Here is a 19405-nt window from a genome sequence, read left to right on the forward strand (position 1 = left end):
TGATTTCAATGACACGCAGAAAACACACCTCGAGCAACAGCGACCGCTCGATCTCCGACCACCTCCGACGCGCAGTTCCAACGCCAACACGAACGCAGGCGATCGCCATCACCTTCGCGTTCCTGATGCTCGCTTCGATCGCCTTCGTGCCGATGCTCGGCGGGTTCGATGATGGAACTGCGCAGGCGGACGAATTCCACAGCCAACAACTGACCGCTGACTCACAACCACAACTGGCAACGACTACGACCGACGACTCTGATGATGATTCGGCCTACTTCGACAATTTCGGAGATGGAACGGCTCCAAATTGGGATACTGACCAAGATGAGGTCAGCGTCGAAGAGGGCGGATTTTACAATGACTACATGCTGGCCGTTGACAGCGGCCTTAGCGAGGGCGTACTTTGGGAGGGCGGCCCAACCCTCGATAGCAGCAGTAATTTCGAAATCACTGGGACATACCTCTCTGATTCTGGTGGCGGTAGTGAGACGACCCGACTTGGCCTTCGGGATGATGACGAAGATTTGCAGGTGAATCTGGTCCAGGATCACGGAGATGATGCGACCTATCTGCGAAATATCGATGACAACGACGCAGTTGACGAGGTAAAAATCGCAGACGAAAGCTTCGACAACACATGGGTTGATTTCCGGTATGAGTCCACGGGTGGGGAAGTTAGGGCGAAAGTCTGGGAGTCTGGCACATCTGAGCCAACCGAATGGGAAGGTGAGATGGACGCTTTCGAAATCGAAAGTGAGTTTTACCTCTCTGCGGGTAGCAGCGGCGATGACCGGACGCTGAACTTGGACCAAGTCGACGCTGGCGGCCACTCAGTCAGCGGTCAATTCGTCGACCAGAACGGAGAGCCAATCCCGAACGCGACGATTGAAGGGGTGGGCGTCAACTACGACGCGCTCAACGAGACGGTCGACGACTTTGAAGCCGAAGCCGAAGAACTACTCGAGGAAGCCGAAAACGTCGAACTGCCTGAGGAGTGGCAGGAGTTCGAAGACGAGTTCGAGACTGGCGACGGGTTGTTCGACGCCGACGAGTTTACGGCTGACATCGACGGCACATACCCGCTTGTCAACCAACACGATGACTGGGGCGAAGGTAACACGAACATCTTTAGCTCCGAAGTCGGCGATCCGAGACTGCAACTCGACGCGGACCAAGACGTCATAATCAGCCTGTGGGCACTTGAGGACAACAACATATTGCTCCCGCAAGGTCCTGTCAGCAACTCTCACACTGGCGGGATTACTGAGGGCGAAGTTGTTCTTGAGGAGTACTCGGCAGGCTCGGTGATGGAAAAAGAGACCATCGAGACTGAAAGCGAGTTCGTCGTTGAACGCGCACTCCGCTCCGACCAGGAAGTCCCGGCGATCCGAAAGGACCTCTCACCGGGCGTGTATGCGGTTTATCCGGAAGGTCAGCCAGAGAAACGGTACACGTTCACTGTCGGCGACGCCGAAGACCAGTGGAACGCCCTCGAGTCCGACCTCCGAGACGAGGCCGGCGAGCTGACCGATCATGCCCAACAAATTCGGGACAATCTCGACTCTGGTGTCTTCGAGCGCCGGACGACGACGACCGACGAAAACGGCGAGTTCGACCTGCGGATGCAGTCGGGCGTCGAACGAGCAACGGTCCAGGCCTACCGGGCGGACGGCCAGCAACTGACTGATATTACTGGCCCGTCGTTCGATGATCTTCGCGACGTCCGCGACCAGGGCTACAACGGTACATTCGTCGTCGGAACGCCACAACGAACCGATGTCCCCGAAGAGGACGTCCAGCTTCAGGGCTTCCGCACTGACGAACTCCCACACATGGGCATCGACGCCCTCGAAGAGTGGCGGCAGTGGGCCGAAGAACAGCGGATGGACGAACGCCTCGATGAGATCCGCTCCGAGTACGACAAACGCTTCGACGAAATGGAGCGTGGGACGCTCGAGGCCACGTACGAGGGTCACAAAGGAATAATCGAGATCAACCCGCGCGCGGAAGAACGTTATCTCGAACGCAGCGACTTCGACGAGATCCAAGACGCCGACGACCTGGACAACGACGAGCTGGCCGAAGAAACCGGCCACATGCAGACGGCGATCACCGGTATCGAGACAATCGGCGCACCGGATCTCGACGACCCGCTTGAAATCGACGGCGGCGAACTACTCGCCGAGTATCCAATCCCTGGCGGAATTGACGAAGACACACTCTCGCCGGAAATCCACTGGTCCGATGGCACGAGCGAGGAGATCGCAGACGAGTACTGGTCAATCGAATCGAGCGGCACGTTCGGAACCAGTAACACGCTCGTCATCGACGGCTTCCCGCTCGAGGACGACGACCCGGCGGCGTTCGACATCCGAATCATGGGTGGTGGCGAGGATTCGATCCTCGATGACCGGATTTCGGGCACGAACCCAGCGTTCCAGGGCGTCGTTCCCGACGTACGAAGCGTCGACCTAAACACGATGTCGCCCGGCGATAGTGACCGGGTCTCGATGACGTTCCGACCCGGCGACGGCGGCTTCGAGGGCGTCGAAGCGGTCGAAGTGTTCGACCCCGACGGCGAACAACTTGACGTCGACCTCCGTGACGACGAAGAGCGTGCGTCCTTCGAAACGAACGGCGAAGGCGAGCACTACGTCCGCGCACAGATCGAATCTGACACGGGCGAAGCGTTCACGAAGACGTTCTCGATTCGAGCACTCGAGTCCGAACGAAGCGACTACCCAACAGTCAGAGCCGAGACCGGTACTGGTGACGAACTGTTCGCGATCGTCGGCGACGGTCTCCGCGACGCTGAAATCAGCGTTGACGACGACCGAGTCGGCATCTCGGCGATCGTCCCATCGGGCGATACGCCGTCCCGACTCGACGTGAAAGCCGATCCGGCGATGGACCGCCACACAAACACGATCGATATCCGCGTGCTCGAGGGCAGCGACGAGCGCACGATCGACACGAGCGTCGAGACGGTGCTCCACTTCGACTCGCTCGACGAAGACGCGGCGATCTGGCGTGGCGGAACGGCGTGGTTCCGCGGCGAACCGATGGAAGTCGGTGAGACGAGCCGCTACGGTGAAGTGATCGAACGCGATAACGGCAAGGTCGTGATTCGTACGTTCACCGAGGGTGACGGTAGCCTCGAGATGTACGTCAACTCGGACCCATCGTGGGATGAAGGCCTGAAACACTCGGTCGCAACGTCGGTTCCGAGCATCAATTTCTATTTCCTGCCGTTCACCGCGGTCGGCGGGGCGATCGGTTCACTGGGCGTCACACTCGGGATGTTCGGTATCGTGGTGCGACGCCGCTGGTTCGCCTAAGGTGAAACAATGACTACACGAAGACAATTCCTCACAGGACTCGGAGCAACGGCAGCCGTCGCGAGCGCGCCCGGCTTTATCAACTTCTCACAACGACGGTTGGGGTCGAGCAACACACTCACTAATACGGTACTCGAGGCCGACCTCGAGACGTTCGGATCGGACGCCGACCCGTCGTTCCTGATTCACTACCAGGGCGACGACGAACGCGAGCAACTCGAGAGCTGGGTCGACAGTAATGCGGTCAAGAAACGCGAACTCGAGAACGTCAATCTGATGGCGATCTCGGCGTCGTGGGAAGACATCGGCCTGCAACAACGCGGCTACGGGCCGGCGTCGATCAACCAAATCTCGGGTGGCGTCCAAGAGAACGACTACGTTGATTATATCGACGCGAACATGAGCGTCGAAGTTCCCGAGCCGATCGACGAACTCGAGGGGAGTGACGCGTGGTCGTACGACTTCGGGTGGCGACGGACGGCCGCGCTGATGGTTCGGACTCGGTCGTGGAGCCCAACGCCGGACGGAATCGAAGGACTCGCGTTCGACGGCGACGCTCCCGAAGCAACCATTCCCGAGGCTCGTGACCTCGTGCGCGCGGACGATGACCTAATCGATAGCGTCGACACGTCGGAGCTGACGATCGCCGTGATCGACACGGGCGTCAACGACGGCTCGACGTTCGGCGACCGAATCCTTCCCGAATCGACAGACTTCACGAGCGATTCTGATCCGACCGGCATCGACGCGGTTGCGGACGGCGACGGACACGGGACGTGGGTCGCGGCGTGTATGGCTGGATCGGATGGCTTCGCGCCCGACGCGGGCATTCTCGGACTGAAAGCACTCGGAGACGATGGCGGCGGGCAAACGAAAGACATCGTCGCCGCGGTCGACAAAGCGATCGAAGAGGAGGCCGACATCGTCTGCCTCTCGCTTGGGTCGCCGCTCCCGTCACAAGCACTCGCGGATGCACTCGCGGACGCACGCGACGCGGGCGTGTTCTGTGTTGTCGCTGTGGGCAACGACCGATTCGTGACCGTGTTCACGAACAGCCCGGCTGATGCCGACGACGGCTTCGGCGTCAACGCGTCGAACGTCCCCGAAAGCGGCGACCGAGACGACACGAAACCCGCTTATTTCGGAAACACTGCGCCAGACCCCGACACCGGAAACGGCCCGGAGCTCGTGGCACCAGGGATGAACATCACTGCCGAACTCCCGAGTGGGCCGTCGACGCTCTCCGGAACGTCGATGGCGGCCCCGATGGTCGGCGGCGGAGCGGCACTGCTCCGGGCCAGCGAGGGCACGGACGTCGACGAGACGTGGGACCGGCTCACGGCGACCGGACACCCACTCGAGCACGCGGGCGAAACGGAAGCCGAGTTCGGACTGCTCGACGTCCAGGCGGCGATCGACGACGACGAACCGGACGACGACCGCGACGAGATCCGATCGGCCGAAGCCGAAGCTCGAGACGCGTTCAACGAAACGCTGTCGACAATTCTGTGAGTCCCACCATGCAACGCCGAGAGTTCCTCACGTCCGGCGCCGCGGCCTCAACGGTCGCGTTCTGGGGGCCGTTCTCGAGAAACGACGGCGAGGATGACGGCCTCGAGTACGACGACGGCGGTTATCCGATTCCCCCCGACCACATCACTGAGATCCGGGACGATCTTGATGAACTGCGAGAGTTCCAACCGGAGTTCTACTATGGGCATATGAACTACCTCGAGCAGGAAGAAGCCCGATCGAAGGCTCGAGGGTTGTACGGCTGGACGGCTGAAAGCGAGGATCACGATGTTACCGCCCACTACTACTGGTTTCGCCACCAGACCCAACAGTCGTTGCTCAACACGCTTTTCAATGTTGACGTTAGCTGGGGCGACGCTCACTATTTAGACCATGAGCCGACCATCGTGTTCCGAAGAGAGGACAAAACTGTCGACACGATCGTAACGACCGGCGGACACCACTACGCGCTGTACATCGACGGCGAGTGGGGTCCGATGAGTGAAGAGTACGTTTCGGGCCGCGAAACGCATGTCAATCTGATGGTGATCCGGCCGCACAACCACTATATGGAGTCTCCCTCGAGTGCTGTGGGAGACGGGCAGTTTGTCGAAGACTTCCGCGGGACGTTCGGCTCCTTCCGTGACGTTCGCGAGGACTGGTATGACGAGGGGATTGATGATGGCCGGTACAACAATACCGCAGATCGGGCGATAGAAGATCCATTCGTATTCTACGACGAGGAGCGCCATCACTGGTGGGATAGCGATACGAACGACGCGTGGTTCGCTCGGAACGTCTGGATTCCACTCGGACTGAGCGAAGGCACGTCACGGAACCGGCTCAGATTCGAAGAGGACTAACAACCAATGTCAGAGACAACACAAACACACCAAGAGTCACAACCACGACTCCAGGCGGACAGACGAGAGGTACTGAAAGCGACCGGGGCGGCGATCGCGTTCGTAGTCGTCGGCCGGAGCGGGATCGAACGGGCAACTGCATCCGATGATGACGATGCACCCACGCTGACGACTGATGCAACGACTCCAGGCGACACGGCTATCCAGGCCAGAGTCTACGAGTACACTGACGATGATGGCGGCGAGTTGGTAAACAGCGACTCCATCGAGATTGATGACGGAACGAACGACTACGATCTTGCTGGAATCGAAGGCTCAGAGGACTACTACTACGACTTCGAGATCGAACTCGGATCGAACGATAATGAGGTGTCGCCGGAGTTCGTCGAAGCGATCCTCGAAATACCTCTCGACCCAAACGATTTCGAACACAGATCACAGTCAACCGACGAGTGGTCAGAAGTCCCAGAGAACGCCGAAATCGTCTACGACGAGTACCGTCTTCGAAAGTACCAGCCGAGGATTTCGATGGACTCGGACACTCGCCGTGGAAGCGACGGGATGTTCGCCTTCGTCGCCGACTCGGATGACGAAGACACGTTCGTGTGTTGTTATTGGCTCGACCTTCCGAAAGCCGAAACGGCGTGGGTGGACTTTAACAGCCAACTCGGCTCTCACAAGCCGATCTACGTGTTCGTCGACGAAGAGACAGAAGAAATTGAGGAGATCGTGTATTCGGGATACCAGTACCTCGCGGCCGATGTCCAACCGGACGAAGACGACCTTGAACAATCCCGTGGTGATGAGCCAACCCACGCGAGTTTCGAGGTGATCGACCCGTGGAACCACTTGTCGTTCAAAGATGACGGCCGGGGGTCGTTCCCCGAATTGCACGCACTCGAGGAGACGCGATCCACATGGACGGATCACGGCTGGTACGATGCCGCTGATGCGATCGCAGTCGAAGACCCGTGGCAGATGCGCAACCGGGAGATGTGGTGGGACGATAGCTGGACGTCGTTCTCTGCCCGATACGTCAACATAGCTCGCCGGCTCGGAGCTGCGGGCGGCGAGCACGCAGACGAGCTGCGGGTGGGAAGCGCAGACGGCTGGTTTTCGTTCGACTTCGATTTCGACTTGAGCTGGCCGTGGTCTGACGACGAAGACGACGATACCGAATCCAACGGAGAGTAATCATGGCTGAACTCATTAACAATCCATACGCGACTGTCGACTGGGGTGCAGCGAGCCAATTAAAGGTGATGAGCCACCTTCACCCGTCCAAACTGGGGTCTCAGCAAGACATCGTAGATGCAGTCGAAGATGCGGGAGTAGATTTCGCTTGGATGGGGGATCGTGGAGACGATCAACCTCCATGGCCGTGGGATGCCGAACCCTCTGGAACACTGTTTCAGGACGCTGGAACGGAGACTCGGACCCAGACTGACGAATACGAGGACTACCATTGGGACGAGGATAATGACGACCACATGATTACCATGTACTCCGACAAGTACGTTCCAGATGACTTCGTCAAAGAACAAGACGATGTTATCGAGACAGTCGGAGCTGACACTGAATATCACGAAGATGGCGGGTTAGTATATCTTGCTCACACTTGGGACGCTGATAACCCCAGAGACTACGATTACTACCTCAGAATCTTTAGCGAATGGTCTCCATCTGACGGATTACTCGGAGGGTCAACGTATACGAGGCGGTGCCCGAATCCAGAAGACGACAGTATCCAGTGGGACCATCGAGAACGCGAGGGAATGTGGGACGACATCTTAACGGAACTTGCTCCGGAGTATGTTCCGTATCTGTTGACCGAAGACGATGCTGAAACCCTCTCTGGCGACAGTTGGGATGGCGGGTTCGATCTTCGGTGGCTAACAATCCCGGTCACAGACGTCGGTTCCCTTTCCGAAGAACGGCCCCCCGAAATCAATGATGCACTGCGGTCTGGGGCGTTCATATCTAATTATCGGACTGACAAGAGCATTGATCCGCCAACTGTCAATGCGATCTACGTGGACGAAGATTCCAAAGAGATCACTGTCGACGCCAGCGGCTACGATTACATCGACTGGGTCTCAAACGGCGAAGTAATCCATACCGGGAGCACGTTCGACTACGGTTCCAATTCCGATCTTGGAGCATATGTCCGACCACGGCTTGTCAGACAAGAGAACCCAGAGAGCGGATCACTGATACAGCCGTTTACGTTCGAGGGCGCACCCCGCGATCTCGAGTCCGAGTTCAGCAGATACGGCGTTGCGAGGACTGGGTTACAATCACCGTCAGATGGGCGAATCACCCTCTCTGATGTCGATTGGAACGAATTGGAGCACCAAGAAAACATCTTGGTGGACGATGGTCCGATCACGTTAGAACCTCCTGAGGAAACCGATGTCCCAGAGAGCACGATCGCCCATTATGATGCACAATCTGCGTTCGGCGAAGGTGACGATGGCACTTCAATCTCGACGTGGACGGACGAATACAATGGCTTTGACCTGACTGGCGATTCCCCTACGCTTCGGGCAGACGGTATCAATGGATACCAAAGCGTTGAATTCGACGGTAGCGGCGACGTATTGAATACCGATACGGGCGCGAATGATCAACCGATCACTGTCTTCGCAGTGGTTGAACTTCTGGGCGGTGAATCGGACCATCAGATTTTCTGGGGTGACAACTCCTCTGATGAGTTCTGGATGGCACAGGGTGCGAGTGACGGATGGAACTCAATTTCGACATCTGAGGGAGATAGGATTGATGGTAACTTCAGCACGCAAGGAGAGGCCATCATCATGGTCGCTGTCTTCGACGGATCGAACAGCTTCATCAGGGAAAACGGGGAAGAAACCGCAAGCGGAAATCTCGACTCTGATGTTCTTGAGGGCCTCTCGATCGGTGACGTTGGCTCACGAGATAATAACTGGCACGGGCTCGCCGGCGAGTTCTTAGTTGTTGGCGACCGGTTGGACACGGACCAGATTCAGGAGTGGGAAGAGAAACTCTCCGAAAACTGGGACATCTCGATATGATGGCGTATTGATCAGTTCACACCCTCCTTACTGCCGGTTCGACGCCCCCACGATAGCACCGAACACTTCGCAACGAACCCCATCAATCTACCGCATACAATGACCCGAACAACCCATCCAGAGAGACGAATCCACTACCAGAGCGGAGGCGTCCCGCCACCCTACGGTTAGGACGGCCCACGGACTGGCGATAGCACTGGCACGGGACTGACCCAATTCTTCAACACGAAACACAAACTCAAATGAGAGATATCACACAGCAATTCGGATCGATTCTAATGGTCATGGCGCTCGTGACGGCCGCGATCGGTATGGCCTTCGCGGGCGGCGCGGCCGCAACAACGGCAGAGAGCGACTACCAACTTGACGGCACCGACGAGGTCGAAGGCTTTGCGGCTGCAGACGACGAAAACGACACGGTCATCTACGAGACTGACCTGAACAGCGACTCCGTAGCCGACTTCGAGGAGCTGACCCTCGAGATCGCCTACGAGAACAACACGCTCGTCGAGTACGACGTCGACGACGCCGAAATCACGGGCGACGATGACGATGCGACGCCGCTCGAGCTTGAGTGGACTGTCGAACACGCTGACCTCGAAAAGCTCCCTGGTGACGCTGGCGAAGTGACCGTTGCTGACGCCACGATCACCGAACTCGAGGACGCTGAGGAAGCCGAGGCTGTCGAGACGGCTGACGAAATCGAATACGAGTTCGACAGTACGCACGCGGTCCGAACCGCCTTCTCGACTGACGATGACATTGTCTCGGAATTCGAGGCCAGCGACGACGATGACGGCATGTTCTCGAGCTTGGCCTTCTGGTCCTCGAGCGACGACATTGCGACCATCGAGGACGACATCGGAATTGATGGCGACAACACGAACGTGACGGTCTACAGCGAGGACAGTGGCATCACGGACGCGTTCGATGCCGAACTCGAGGACGCTGACGACGGTGACCGCGTCGGCTACCTCATGACGTCGAACCTGGACGACGGTATTGTCTACGTCTTCGCAAGCGAGCCCGGCGAGAAGATCGGTGGCGACGACGTTGACGAGGATGACACGTACATCGTGGCCCACGAGGGCGGCGAGTACGAGATCAACCTTGGCGACAACTACGAGGGCGAGGAGACGGCGAGTCTGAGCCTCACGGCGGGCGAGAAGTTCGACCGCTCCGCGCTTCAGGACGACCTGGACTACTCGCTCACTCAGGCATGGGGTCTTGACATGGACAGCATGTTCAGCCTCGACAACTGGGTCGACACGCTGACGTTCTGGTAAGCGCCCGACTCGAGCAGCAACTACCCAAAACCCTACCCTTTCTTCGACGCGACGGCGCTCCGTTGGACGCACCACAGTTCGACTCTGTGGGGAGTGACTTATGGCAACAGACCACAGCCACGGCCTTCCGGCCGACACGACCGACGGCAGATCGGCACTCACAGGCCTGCGGGAAGCCTGCGAGACCGTCCTCGAGACCGCCCTTCGACCGACGAGCATCGACGTTCGGGCGCGCTGTCAGCCCGACGGCGAGTTCCTCCAGGTCGACGACAAGTGGGACCGAAAAACGTGGCGACACCAGCACTCTGCTGACCGCGTTCAACTCACTTCGAGCGGGCTGACCGGACACTGGTCACTCGAGCACCAGACAGGCGACGGCCGATTCGAGATCGTGGCAAGCGGCCTCGAGCGCGAAGACGCCTACGCACGCGCGGAGCAATACATGGCCGACCTCGCAGCCGTGGAACAGCGCTGCCGTAGCGGACGAGCTGCGGACTAAGTTCGTGACCGACAGACCAGCGGCCGGGATGGCTCCATGCGGACGGGTTCGATTCCCGACGGTCGCATGTGCCCCGCTCGAGGCCTGGTATCGAGCACTGAGAGTAGCACTCGCGGGTCGCTTTCCACGGCCCGCGTTCTCACTCATCCCACCTCTCACCAGCCACACCGCTTTTTCAGTACCATGACATCCGAAGACCAAACCACGAGACGACAGCACCTGCTACGACTCGGCGGCGTCGCGCTGACGGCGATCGGCGGGACAACCTTCGCGTCGATGAGCACCAGTGCCGAGGAAACCGAATCGAAGGGCATCCTCACCGACGGTATCGAACTCGAGGGCGGCGACAATTGGGCGTTCGCCCGCGGACTCGGGGCGTTCGCCATGTCGATGGGCGGGTCGACCGGCGCCGAAACTCTCGCCGATCGGGCGCGAAACGAGTTCGGCAACAATACTGAACACTGGATCAACTACGCGAATTGGCTCATCACCGAGTTCGACGACGTCCGCCCATCGGGCTCGGTGACAGTCAAACTCGACGTCGTCAAAACGAACTGGGTTGGCGATGACGAGCGTGTCGAGACGGTCATCGACGCCACGTTCGACGAAGAAGCCTACGAGTACACCGACCTCGAGTGGCGGATCGACACGGCTGACGAGCCTGATTTCGAGGCCGAAATCCGCAACTCGGCGGCCGAAAACGCTCCCGACGAGCTGCAAGAGTATCGCCGGGAGTTCATCGACGAGGACGGCGACGACCACGACCTCCCCGACGAGGCGTACGTCTCGAGGCTCGCGGGGAAGTACATGCCTGCGGTCGTGTTGGGCGAGGACGGCCAGAACGTCCTCGAACTCCTGGTCGGCGACCTGAACGGGGACTCATAACCCAAACAGATCATGATCGGGCGAGACGGCCGCAAACGCGACCGGAAGGGGCGATTCTCGAAATGGGATTCGGACGAACACGCAGATCACGGCCACCGAGCGCACGAGCGCTGGTTTCAGACCCAGTTTCGGCGGCTACGGTGGTTCGTCGGCGGCCTGCTACCGGGCCGCGGGCGGAACAGACGCGGACCGCGGAAATAACGGAGACAGACACTCATGGGAATACTCAAAAACGCACGACAGTACGCGAATAAGGCATCGCTCGACGACTTCGTACCGGAGTGGCTACTCCGATACACGATCTACGCGCCACCGAACGCTATCCTCGGTGAGACACCCGAGAAACAGGTCGAAGGATCGATCATCATGATGATCTGGTCGGTCAAAACGGGGCTGTTCACGGGCGGCGTAACGGCTATCTTCGTTTTCTTCTGGGGGATTTTCCTGATGATCGGCGTCCTCCGGTGGAGCGACTGGTTCGGTAGCCGCTACGACACTGCTCGCTCGACGCTGATACCGGGGATGGGAGGTAATGGGAGCTACAAAATCCGGCGCGGTGATAAGTAACCATGCCGAGAAAAGGATCTAACGGCCCGCGGGGAAGTGGCCGGCGAACGGACCTCATGAACGCGCTCCGGCGCGGTGAGCGAACGATATTCATGACGATTTCGAAGGTGTTCGTCGTGTTCCTGTTCCTCATCTTCGCTGTGATATCGGTCGCGAACAACTCGGCTTTCGTCGCCGCCCTCGCTGGCGTCGGCGTGTTCGTTACGGCCGCCGTGTTGTTCCCACTCGAGCAGATCCGGGACGGCCTCGAGTGGTTCAACGAGGGTGGCGCGGGGAAGTGGCTCCACAACGGCTACCTTCGCGTGATGCCCGGCCGATCGCCCGATGATCGACGCCGAGGCCAGATCGGGCCGAAGACACTCCTCGCACTCGCGATGGTCGTCCTCATGGTCTCGAGTCTCGCAATCGCAGGCGTCGCGATGGCAGACGAAGATAGCAACGAGACGGCGACGGTCACACACGACGAGTACCTCACTGACGGCGCGTACGCCGCGGAGTTTAACGACTCCTCGAGCGTCGAACTCACCGACCGGAACGTGAAAACGTCGATCGAAGAAACCGACGCGTTTGTGCGTGTCAAGGCTGACAACCCCAACTCCTACGCGGTCGAAGTGACGATGAAAGTCCATCAAGACATCATCCCGCCCGCGGAAGTGGGCGACGTCTCCGATACTGACGACGACGTGACGGCGTCGTGGGAGAACACCCACGACTTCGAACAAGACGAGTCCTACACCGAGATTACGTTCACGATGGATGCCAACTCCGACGTGACGTTCGCGCCGTCGAAAGTCCGAATCCATACGATGGCGTGGAAAGACACCGCCACCAGCGGTGACGGATGGCTCGACCGGATTACGAGCCCCTTCGGCAGTGAAGGCGATCTCGAGGAACGAACCTACACGCTGAACTCGAGTGACGGTTCGATTCAGACTGTCCCACTCCAGAACAACGACGGGCAGTCGATCGACGATTGGCACGCTGTCTACCGCACGGGGCCAGACGATGATTGGACGCCGATCACGACTGATAGCTCCGACGCGGCGTTTTATCGGACTGCAAGCGGTGGCGAGGCGGTTAAGTTCCACTTCGACACGGACAACTACGCCGACGGCGAGGTCGAAGTCGAGTTTACGGCCGACCCGAACTTACGCGACCAGTTCACCTATGAGATCCGGTCGCTCACGGCAGGCTGGACGGATATGGTCAGCTTCGATATCCTGTCGGTGAGCGCGCCGACGTCGGCCACTGAGGTGATACCATGAACATTACACAGAGCGTCGTAATCGTACTCGTCGGCCTGTTCCTGTTCGCGAACCTGCTCCATCCCGGTGGCTGGATACTGACGCTGCTTATCGTCGCCGTGATTATCGCTCTGTACGCACTCCTCGAGTTCGTTCCCGAGTATCTGCTCGTCACGAACCAGGGGAAAAACGCCCGGAAGAACAACCGCAGACAGCGCCGGGCCAGTGGATTGAACCCGTTCAGCCGAAACTCGAGCCGAGAGGGCGACGCTCGAGACTCGAGCACCCAGACCAATCAGACCGGAGGGAACGATGAGTGAACTGGCCGTCGTCGGAGCGATCGTGGCCGTCGGGCTACTCGGCGGCTGGATCCTGAGCATTCGCTATCACAGCGAGTCGCGCCAACTTGAGAGCATCGCTCGAATCCCGTTCAATCTGGTGTGGATTCTCGCCGGAATCTTCTCGATTCTCGGCGGCTACACGATCACTGGTGTTATCGTACTCGTGCTGTGGAGCTATTTCTTCTTTAGCAACGCCCGGCGCGCTCGAAACGGGGATATCCAGATGAACTCTGGCGGCTGGCGTCAGCGCGCTGGCAACTGGAACCCCTACAACCGCTCAGACTGACGTTTTTCGTCGCGTTCGAATTTATAAATCCACTCCGAATCATGACATGACCAGCTTTCGAAACCACACGACCGGCAGCGTGACGACGAACAACAAATCGATTCAACTCTATTTCGGCGTCAAGTTCTCGAGAGCGCCACAGAACCCGCTGCGGAATGCGCGGGAGTACGTGGCGTTCTGTGACTCTGGCGTCGTGGTAGTGTTCCCGACCGACCGACTCCCGGCGTTCCCACTCGAGATAACGCCACCAGAGGAGTTCGACGTTCTCGAGACCACACTATGAGCACTCACACCCCACCCACGGACGGCCAACAGGCGACCGAACAGCAACGTACGGAGCTTTCGGAACTCCGGCGGAAGCTATCGAACAAATACGAGTACATCCGCGACGACGACCCGGAGCTATTCGAGGAGATCGACACGTTCCTTCGGACATCGTCGACGCTCCACGACGGGAGTATCGGCAGCGCGGTCAAATCCGAACTGCGCGAACTGAAACGTGACAAGAAGATGCGCGACCACCGCGGCGTCGAAGACCCGGAAGCGGCTTTCCCCGATGACTGCGAGGGCTGTCCGCACTACGGCGTCGTCTGCCCGATGGTCAAACGTTACTCCGTGACGAAAACGATCGAACGGATTCTCCGGCGTGCGGAGAGTGACGAACAGGTGCTCGAGAAACTGACCGACGTGGCGATCGAACAGGACTGTCACGTTATTCTCGACGTGCTCGAGGAGTGCCAGGGCTCGTACACGGAGTTCCTACAGGAAGGCTATGAACTGAACGCACGAGCAGTCAAGGCACTCACCGGACCGGGTGAGACGACCGACAGCGACGGCGTGACGACGTCGTTCGACGACGGACCGTCGCCCGAGGACAAACAACGCATGGAGGACACAATCGAGGCCGTGATGGCCGACGATGAAGACGGTGATTCGTCGTGATCGACTGGATGTCGGCCGTCCTCGGTGGCGGCGCGTTCCTGCTCGTCTTGCTCGTGCTCTATTTCATCGCCCTGAAAACAACGTCACTCGGCGACGACGAACACAATACCGAGAGCACCGAAGACCGTCTCTCGATGGACGGCGCGGAACGCCACCGACGCATCGGGTTCAGACGCCGTGTCTCGAGGCAGACGCCGATGACAAAGGCGTTCCTCGCCTCAATCATCGTGTTGCTGTGCTATCTCGCGATCGCCGTCTACCAAGTCGCTTCAACCGGCTCGCCAAGCGAAGCCGCCTACACTGAATACGTCGAGTACGGCCTCTTCGGGTTGGTCTGCGTTGCGGGCGGTGTCTGGTTCAAGGCCAAACAGAACGCCAAGGCCGGTGAGCTACAGATCATGCTCGAGAAAGGCGAGGGGAACCGCCGGCAGACGGTCAATTTCGACCGCAGTCAAGTTCGCGAGACCGCTGACGGAACGAAACTCGTCGCCGAACTCAAAGGCCACCAGGCGTTCGGGCTGTTCTGGCGACCGTTACTCGTCGGCGACGACCCGGAGCTTCGGGACGCCGATCACCGGCTGCCCGACGACCTCGTGTTGTACGAGGTTCCCGACGACGAGTCCGCGGTATGGGACGAACGAACGGGGGAAGTCACGATTCGGGCGAAGGCTAAACGAACGGTCGACAACCCGAACCGAGCTGCGGACTACGAGATCGTGCCGTCGGATCGCAAATCCCGCTCGGAGATACAGGACTTAGAAAACGAAAAGCGCGAACTCGAGGAAGAACTCCGGGGCGAGAAAGTCCAGAACGGGATCCTCAGCGAGAAACTGACCGAAATCGAAAACATCCTCACGAACGAGGAAGACGCCGGGATGCGCCGGCTTCGAGAGGCCAAAGACGTCCTCGAGCCCGACCGGCCCGCGACGCCGTACCGACAGGACGAACGAGAGGACGACCGTGGCACCGCTGCGGCTCAAAGCGACTAACGACTATTCATGACCAACGCCAATTCACGCCGAGTCACAACTCGGCTCGCCATGCTGTGTATCGCGCTGTTGCTCGTCACGAGCGCCGTAGGTGCGCTCGCGACGGCCGCGGCCGCTGACGCGCCACAGCCGACGATACAGGACAACTCGAGCGACGAGAACACGACCGACACCACTCCCGAGGATTCGGACGCACCGACACAGGCCGAAATGCTGCGCGTGACGCCCGACAATCCCGAAAAGGAGTATCTGAGTATTGAAACCGAAAGCTCAGACGAGGCATACAACACGTCCGGCCCGTACGCCACGTTCAGCCTTTCCGAACCCGTCCAATCGGTCCGTGTCGGCCAATCCGGCGCTGACGCGACCGTTCTTGGCGACGGCTCGGTCGTTCGTGTCGAGTACGACGAGGATGCGGCCGGCGAGAACGCCTCGCTCTACACGGCCGAACTGTTCTTCGCCGACGGCTCGGAACACCAGATCGACCTCTACGCTCACGATACCGATGTCTCGCTCGAGGCCGCCGAGTACGCTGAGTACGGCGGTCTCATTGATTACGTGACCGAACAAGCCGGCGGCGAAGGGTTCGAAACGACGCCCGAAGGCGCACAGGCGTACGTCGAGCACAAAGAGGAACGTGCTGACCTGTTCGATCACATGTTCAGCGAACACGTCATGATGTTTCTGACGTTGCTCATGATGGCCGCTCGGAACTTCGTGACGTGGGTCGTCGCGATCGCCATCATCGCCGGGCTCGCGATCTACTTCGAGCGCAAACACGGCTGGATTCTTCGGCTCCAGCAGATGGCAGAGAGTCGCGCCGAACTCATGCGCGAGGCTGTTCGCCAGGACTACGAGGAACGCCGAAACGCGGCGGCGAAACACTCACTCGAGGACGTAAGCGAGGTCGGTCCGAATGCCGCCCGGTACTGGCGTGAACTCGGCGTCGAGACGGTCGACGATATGATCGAAGTCGCGTGCAAGGGCGTGATCTCGCTGACCGAAGAGGGGCGAATCAACTACGACGAGAACGGCAACGTGGTCTACGCCCACCACGGCGTCGACGACCTGAAAGACGTCGACCCGCTCACGCTCGACCAGCTCCGCTCGCAGACGTGGCTAGGACCGCTGATTCTCGAGGGACGACTCGCGCCGACGACGGCCCTGTCGAACATCGAGAGTGCGTTGCTGGTCGCCGAGAAAGAGTACAACCGCGGAAACGAGGTTCGTGACGCCCGACGGACAGTCTCGGAGTTGAACGCTCGACTCCGCGGCCAGCGGGATTTCGAGGATGCCGAGACGTCGTCGAACGCTGCCCGTCCGAACCGTCGAACTGACTACAGCGGTGCCGCCACTGGAGGTGACTGATTGTGCCCTCGCTTTCACTGCTTGATCGTGCCGACCCCGAAACAAACGACTCGCCGTCGCTACTGACGCGAGTCTCGAGTCGTGTCTTCGGCGACCCTCGAAAGGCTCCGAAACGGCTGGCGATCCTGTTCGTCTTCGGCCTGTTCGGGCTGATTACGACCGGCCTGTGGTTGATCGTGAACTCGTCGATCGACACGTCCGGTTCGTCCGCGCCGGTCGTCGGGCCGGTGCTCCAGATCCTGACGAGCGTGTGGCTGGTGCCGGTGCTCGCGCTGTATCTCACCCGGCGGTGGGTGTTCTTCCGCCGCGGCCGAAACGCCGGGCTCGCGGCCGATGTGACCGGCTGGTCGGTCAACACGGTCAACCACCTTCGCGAAGAAATTCAGACGACCGACGGCTGTACGCGAATCATTGCTTCGACGGGCGACGCCTTCGAGGATATCGCCGGCCGAATCGATAGCGCGCTCGAGGGCGAACACGACGACGATACGGTCGACTTTTGGGAAGCTGACGACCACGCCGAAGACTTCGATATCGGCCACGACATGTTCGCCGATGACGAGGACACGGGCCGTATCGAGGAGTTGATTGACGAGGAACAGGCACTCATCAAGGAGTACAACGCAAACACCGATCGGATTGACGAGTTGCTCGGAGACGCGCTCGACGGCGAAATCAATCCGTGGGCCGTCCTCGAGTCCGACGACGACATGGCGTCGCTGTACGACCTCATGGACGGCGGCTCTCGAGACGCCGTCGACGAGGCCCAAATCTTGATCGACGAGTGCGAACAGATACAACAGCAAATTGACGACGTTCGCGACGAGATCGAAGCGGCGACGGCGCCCGACGATGACGGCCTCGAAGCCGACGCGAAAGCCGTTCGCGACCAGATTCAACAGGGGTATACGGCGGCGATTGACCTCTCCGACGAGTTGTACGAGGTCATGAACGAGCCTGAGTTCGACGTCCCCGACACGGACGCCGAAGCCGATTCTCGAGAGCGCCAGATCCCGTGGCGCGTGCGGTTCATGGAGGAGATGAAACACCTGTGGCTCGACTTACAGAGTGGGTTTCGAACCGGCGACGCCGTCGTCAAGTTCGGCGTTCCGGCGATCGTGACGTTCGTCCTCCAGTTGTTCGCTGTCGGACTGTGGACCCATCCCGTCGTGTACGCGCTGTTCATTACGACGAGTACTATTGTCGGGCTGTTCTGGTACTGGGTCGTCAAACGCCGCCGGCAGCGCCGGCTGAAACGCTACCGTGCGGACTCGAGTAGCGACTACTGGCTCGACTGTGCCGGCCAGTTCAAGACCGTCGAGACCGCCGACGTGACGGTCTACATGGGCTTTATCGCCGGTCGCCGATACGCATCCTACGACCGCGAAGAGTTCGTCCGCAAAACGGCGCGAACGATGCACCAGCACGTCTCCGACGAGTGTGTCGCGCCCTCGGACCTCCAGCATTATGCCCGGTGTCTCGAGCAAATGAAGCCGAACCTCAAGGGCCACCGTGAGAACGTCCTTCGGCCGTTGATCCTCAAGGAATTGAAAGAGACCGTCGAGACCGCCGACGACGACATTATCCCGAAAGCCGAACTCGCGTGGTCAGTGATCGAACAACCGACCAGCTCGCGAATCGAACGGAAACTCGGTCACGACCCCGAACTCGTCTGCGAGGAGTACGAATGGCTCGTCGAGGACGCCCATATTCTCGACGAACGCGATGTCGAGTTCCGGGATGCAAACGGCGATGTCCAGGTAATCACGCTCGTCTTCCCCGCGGAGAAACGCCGCTTACCTGACGTTAGTGAACGGCATTCGCAGTTCTCCGACCGATTTACCGACCGGAAGGGCGAGGCAGTGTACAAACTCCCCGACGTGGATCCACGCGACGGATTGCAGGGATTCGTTCCGACGCCACAAGCCGCCGCACTGTTCGACGGGGCCGACCCGGCGGCGGTTGCTCGAAGTAACTAACACAATGGCACACGATACAGAGACAGAAACCGGACCGGTAGACGAACGATGGTCAATCAACGATGTAGCACTTCTCGCGGTGCTATTCGGAGCCGCGGCGACCGCACTCCCGATTATCGCGTATCTCGAGGGCGGCATTACCGGGTGGATGCTGCTCTTGCTCCCGCTGACGGTTGTCTTCGGCTACGAATCAGGTATTATCCCACAGTTGAAGTGGGAAGCCGCCCGCCGAATCCGTGGTGATTGATAC

The 19405-nt window shown here is 59.5% G+C and carries 18 protein-coding genes; all 18 read left to right on the forward strand.

Features of this window, described 5'->3' with window-relative positions; all coding sequences use genetic code 11:
• Positions 1-8 precede the first annotated feature (8 nt).
• The 18 genes from BLT08_RS22070 (at position 9) to BLT08_RS22160 (ending at position 19402) form a co-directional block, all read left to right on the forward strand.
• The gene (locus BLT08_RS22070) at positions 9-3341 is read left to right on the forward strand and encodes a hypothetical protein (protein ID WP_245724312.1); all 3333 of its coding nucleotides are present in this window, start codon (positions 9-11) and stop codon (positions 3339-3341) included.
• Positions 3342-3350: 9 nt separating this feature from the next.
• Positions 3351-4853: a S8 family peptidase gene (locus BLT08_RS22075; RefSeq protein ID WP_090312388.1), complete on the forward strand. Its 1503-nt coding sequence runs from the start codon at positions 3351-3353 to the stop codon at positions 4851-4853.
• A gap of 8 nt (positions 4854-4861) precedes the next feature.
• Complete coding sequence (locus BLT08_RS22080; protein WP_090312391.1) at positions 4862-5716, forward strand: hypothetical protein; 855 nt, start codon at positions 4862-4864, stop codon at positions 5714-5716.
• Between the two features lie 6 nt (positions 5717-5722).
• Positions 5723-6910, forward strand: coding sequence for a hypothetical protein (locus BLT08_RS22085; RefSeq protein WP_090312393.1), 1188 nt, complete (start codon positions 5723-5725; stop codon positions 6908-6910).
• Positions 6911-6912: 2 nt separating this feature from the next.
• Complete coding sequence (locus BLT08_RS22090) at positions 6913-8769, forward strand: hypothetical protein (RefSeq protein ID WP_090312395.1); 1857 nt, start codon at positions 6913-6915, stop codon at positions 8767-8769.
• Positions 8770-9047: 278 nt separating this feature from the next.
• Complete coding sequence (locus tag BLT08_RS22095) at positions 9048-10055, forward strand: hypothetical protein (protein ID WP_090312398.1); 1008 nt, start codon at positions 9048-9050, stop codon at positions 10053-10055.
• Positions 10056-10155: 100 nt separating this feature from the next.
• The gene (locus BLT08_RS22100; RefSeq protein WP_090312400.1) at positions 10156-10554 is read left to right on the forward strand and encodes a hypothetical protein; all 399 of its coding nucleotides are present in this window, start codon (positions 10156-10158) and stop codon (positions 10552-10554) included.
• Positions 10555-10737: 183 nt separating this feature from the next.
• Complete coding sequence (locus BLT08_RS22105) at positions 10738-11439, forward strand: hypothetical protein (protein ID WP_245724313.1); 702 nt, start codon at positions 10738-10740, stop codon at positions 11437-11439.
• Between the two features lie 216 nt (positions 11440-11655).
• Positions 11656-12006 (forward strand): hypothetical protein, encoded by a 351-nt coding sequence (locus BLT08_RS22115; RefSeq protein ID WP_090312404.1) that lies wholly within the window; start codon positions 11656-11658, stop codon positions 12004-12006.
• Positions 12007-12098: 92 nt separating this feature from the next.
• Positions 12099-13271 (forward strand): hypothetical protein, encoded by a 1173-nt coding sequence (locus BLT08_RS22120; RefSeq protein WP_245724314.1) that lies wholly within the window; start codon positions 12099-12101, stop codon positions 13269-13271.
• The gene (locus tag BLT08_RS22125) at positions 13268-13570 is read left to right on the forward strand and encodes a hypothetical protein (protein WP_090312409.1); all 303 of its coding nucleotides are present in this window, start codon (positions 13268-13270) and stop codon (positions 13568-13570) included. The genes BLT08_RS22120 and BLT08_RS22125 overlap by 4 nt, the downstream gene beginning before the upstream one ends.
• Positions 13563-13877, forward strand: a complete 315-nt coding sequence (locus BLT08_RS22130) for a hypothetical protein (RefSeq protein WP_090312411.1) — start codon at positions 13563-13565, stop codon at positions 13875-13877. The genes BLT08_RS22125 and BLT08_RS22130 overlap by 8 nt, the downstream gene beginning before the upstream one ends.
• A 46-nt stretch (positions 13878-13923) precedes the next feature.
• Positions 13924-14160 (forward strand): hypothetical protein, encoded by a 237-nt coding sequence (locus tag BLT08_RS22135; RefSeq protein ID WP_090312413.1) that lies wholly within the window; start codon positions 13924-13926, stop codon positions 14158-14160.
• Positions 14157-14819 carry a hypothetical protein gene (locus tag BLT08_RS22140; RefSeq protein ID WP_090312415.1) on the forward strand — a complete coding sequence of 221 codons (663 nt, stop codon included), beginning with the start codon at positions 14157-14159 and terminating at the stop codon, positions 14817-14819. The genes BLT08_RS22135 and BLT08_RS22140 overlap by 4 nt, the downstream gene beginning before the upstream one ends.
• Positions 14816-15808 carry a hypothetical protein gene (locus tag BLT08_RS22145; RefSeq protein WP_090312418.1) on the forward strand — a complete coding sequence of 331 codons (993 nt, stop codon included), beginning with the start codon at positions 14816-14818 and terminating at the stop codon, positions 15806-15808. Before BLT08_RS22140 ends, BLT08_RS22145 begins: the two co-directional genes overlap by 4 nt.
• A 51-nt stretch (positions 15809-15859) precedes the next feature.
• Entirely contained in the window at positions 15860-17176 is a 1317-nt protein-coding gene (locus BLT08_RS22150) for a hypothetical protein (protein ID WP_245724315.1), read from the forward strand.
• A gap of 2 nt (positions 17177-17178) precedes the next feature.
• Entirely contained in the window at positions 17179-19155 is a 1977-nt protein-coding gene (locus BLT08_RS22155; protein ID WP_245724316.1) for a hypothetical protein, read from the forward strand.
• Positions 19156-19159: 4 nt separating this feature from the next.
• Positions 19160-19402, forward strand: coding sequence for a hypothetical protein (locus tag BLT08_RS22160; RefSeq protein WP_090312420.1), 243 nt, complete (start codon positions 19160-19162; stop codon positions 19400-19402).
• Positions 19403-19405 lie beyond the last annotated feature (3 nt).

It is taken from the genome of Natronorubrum texcoconense (assembly GCF_900100335.1).
GTDB lineage: Archaea > Halobacteriota > Halobacteria > Halobacteriales > Natrialbaceae > Natronorubrum > Natronorubrum texcoconense.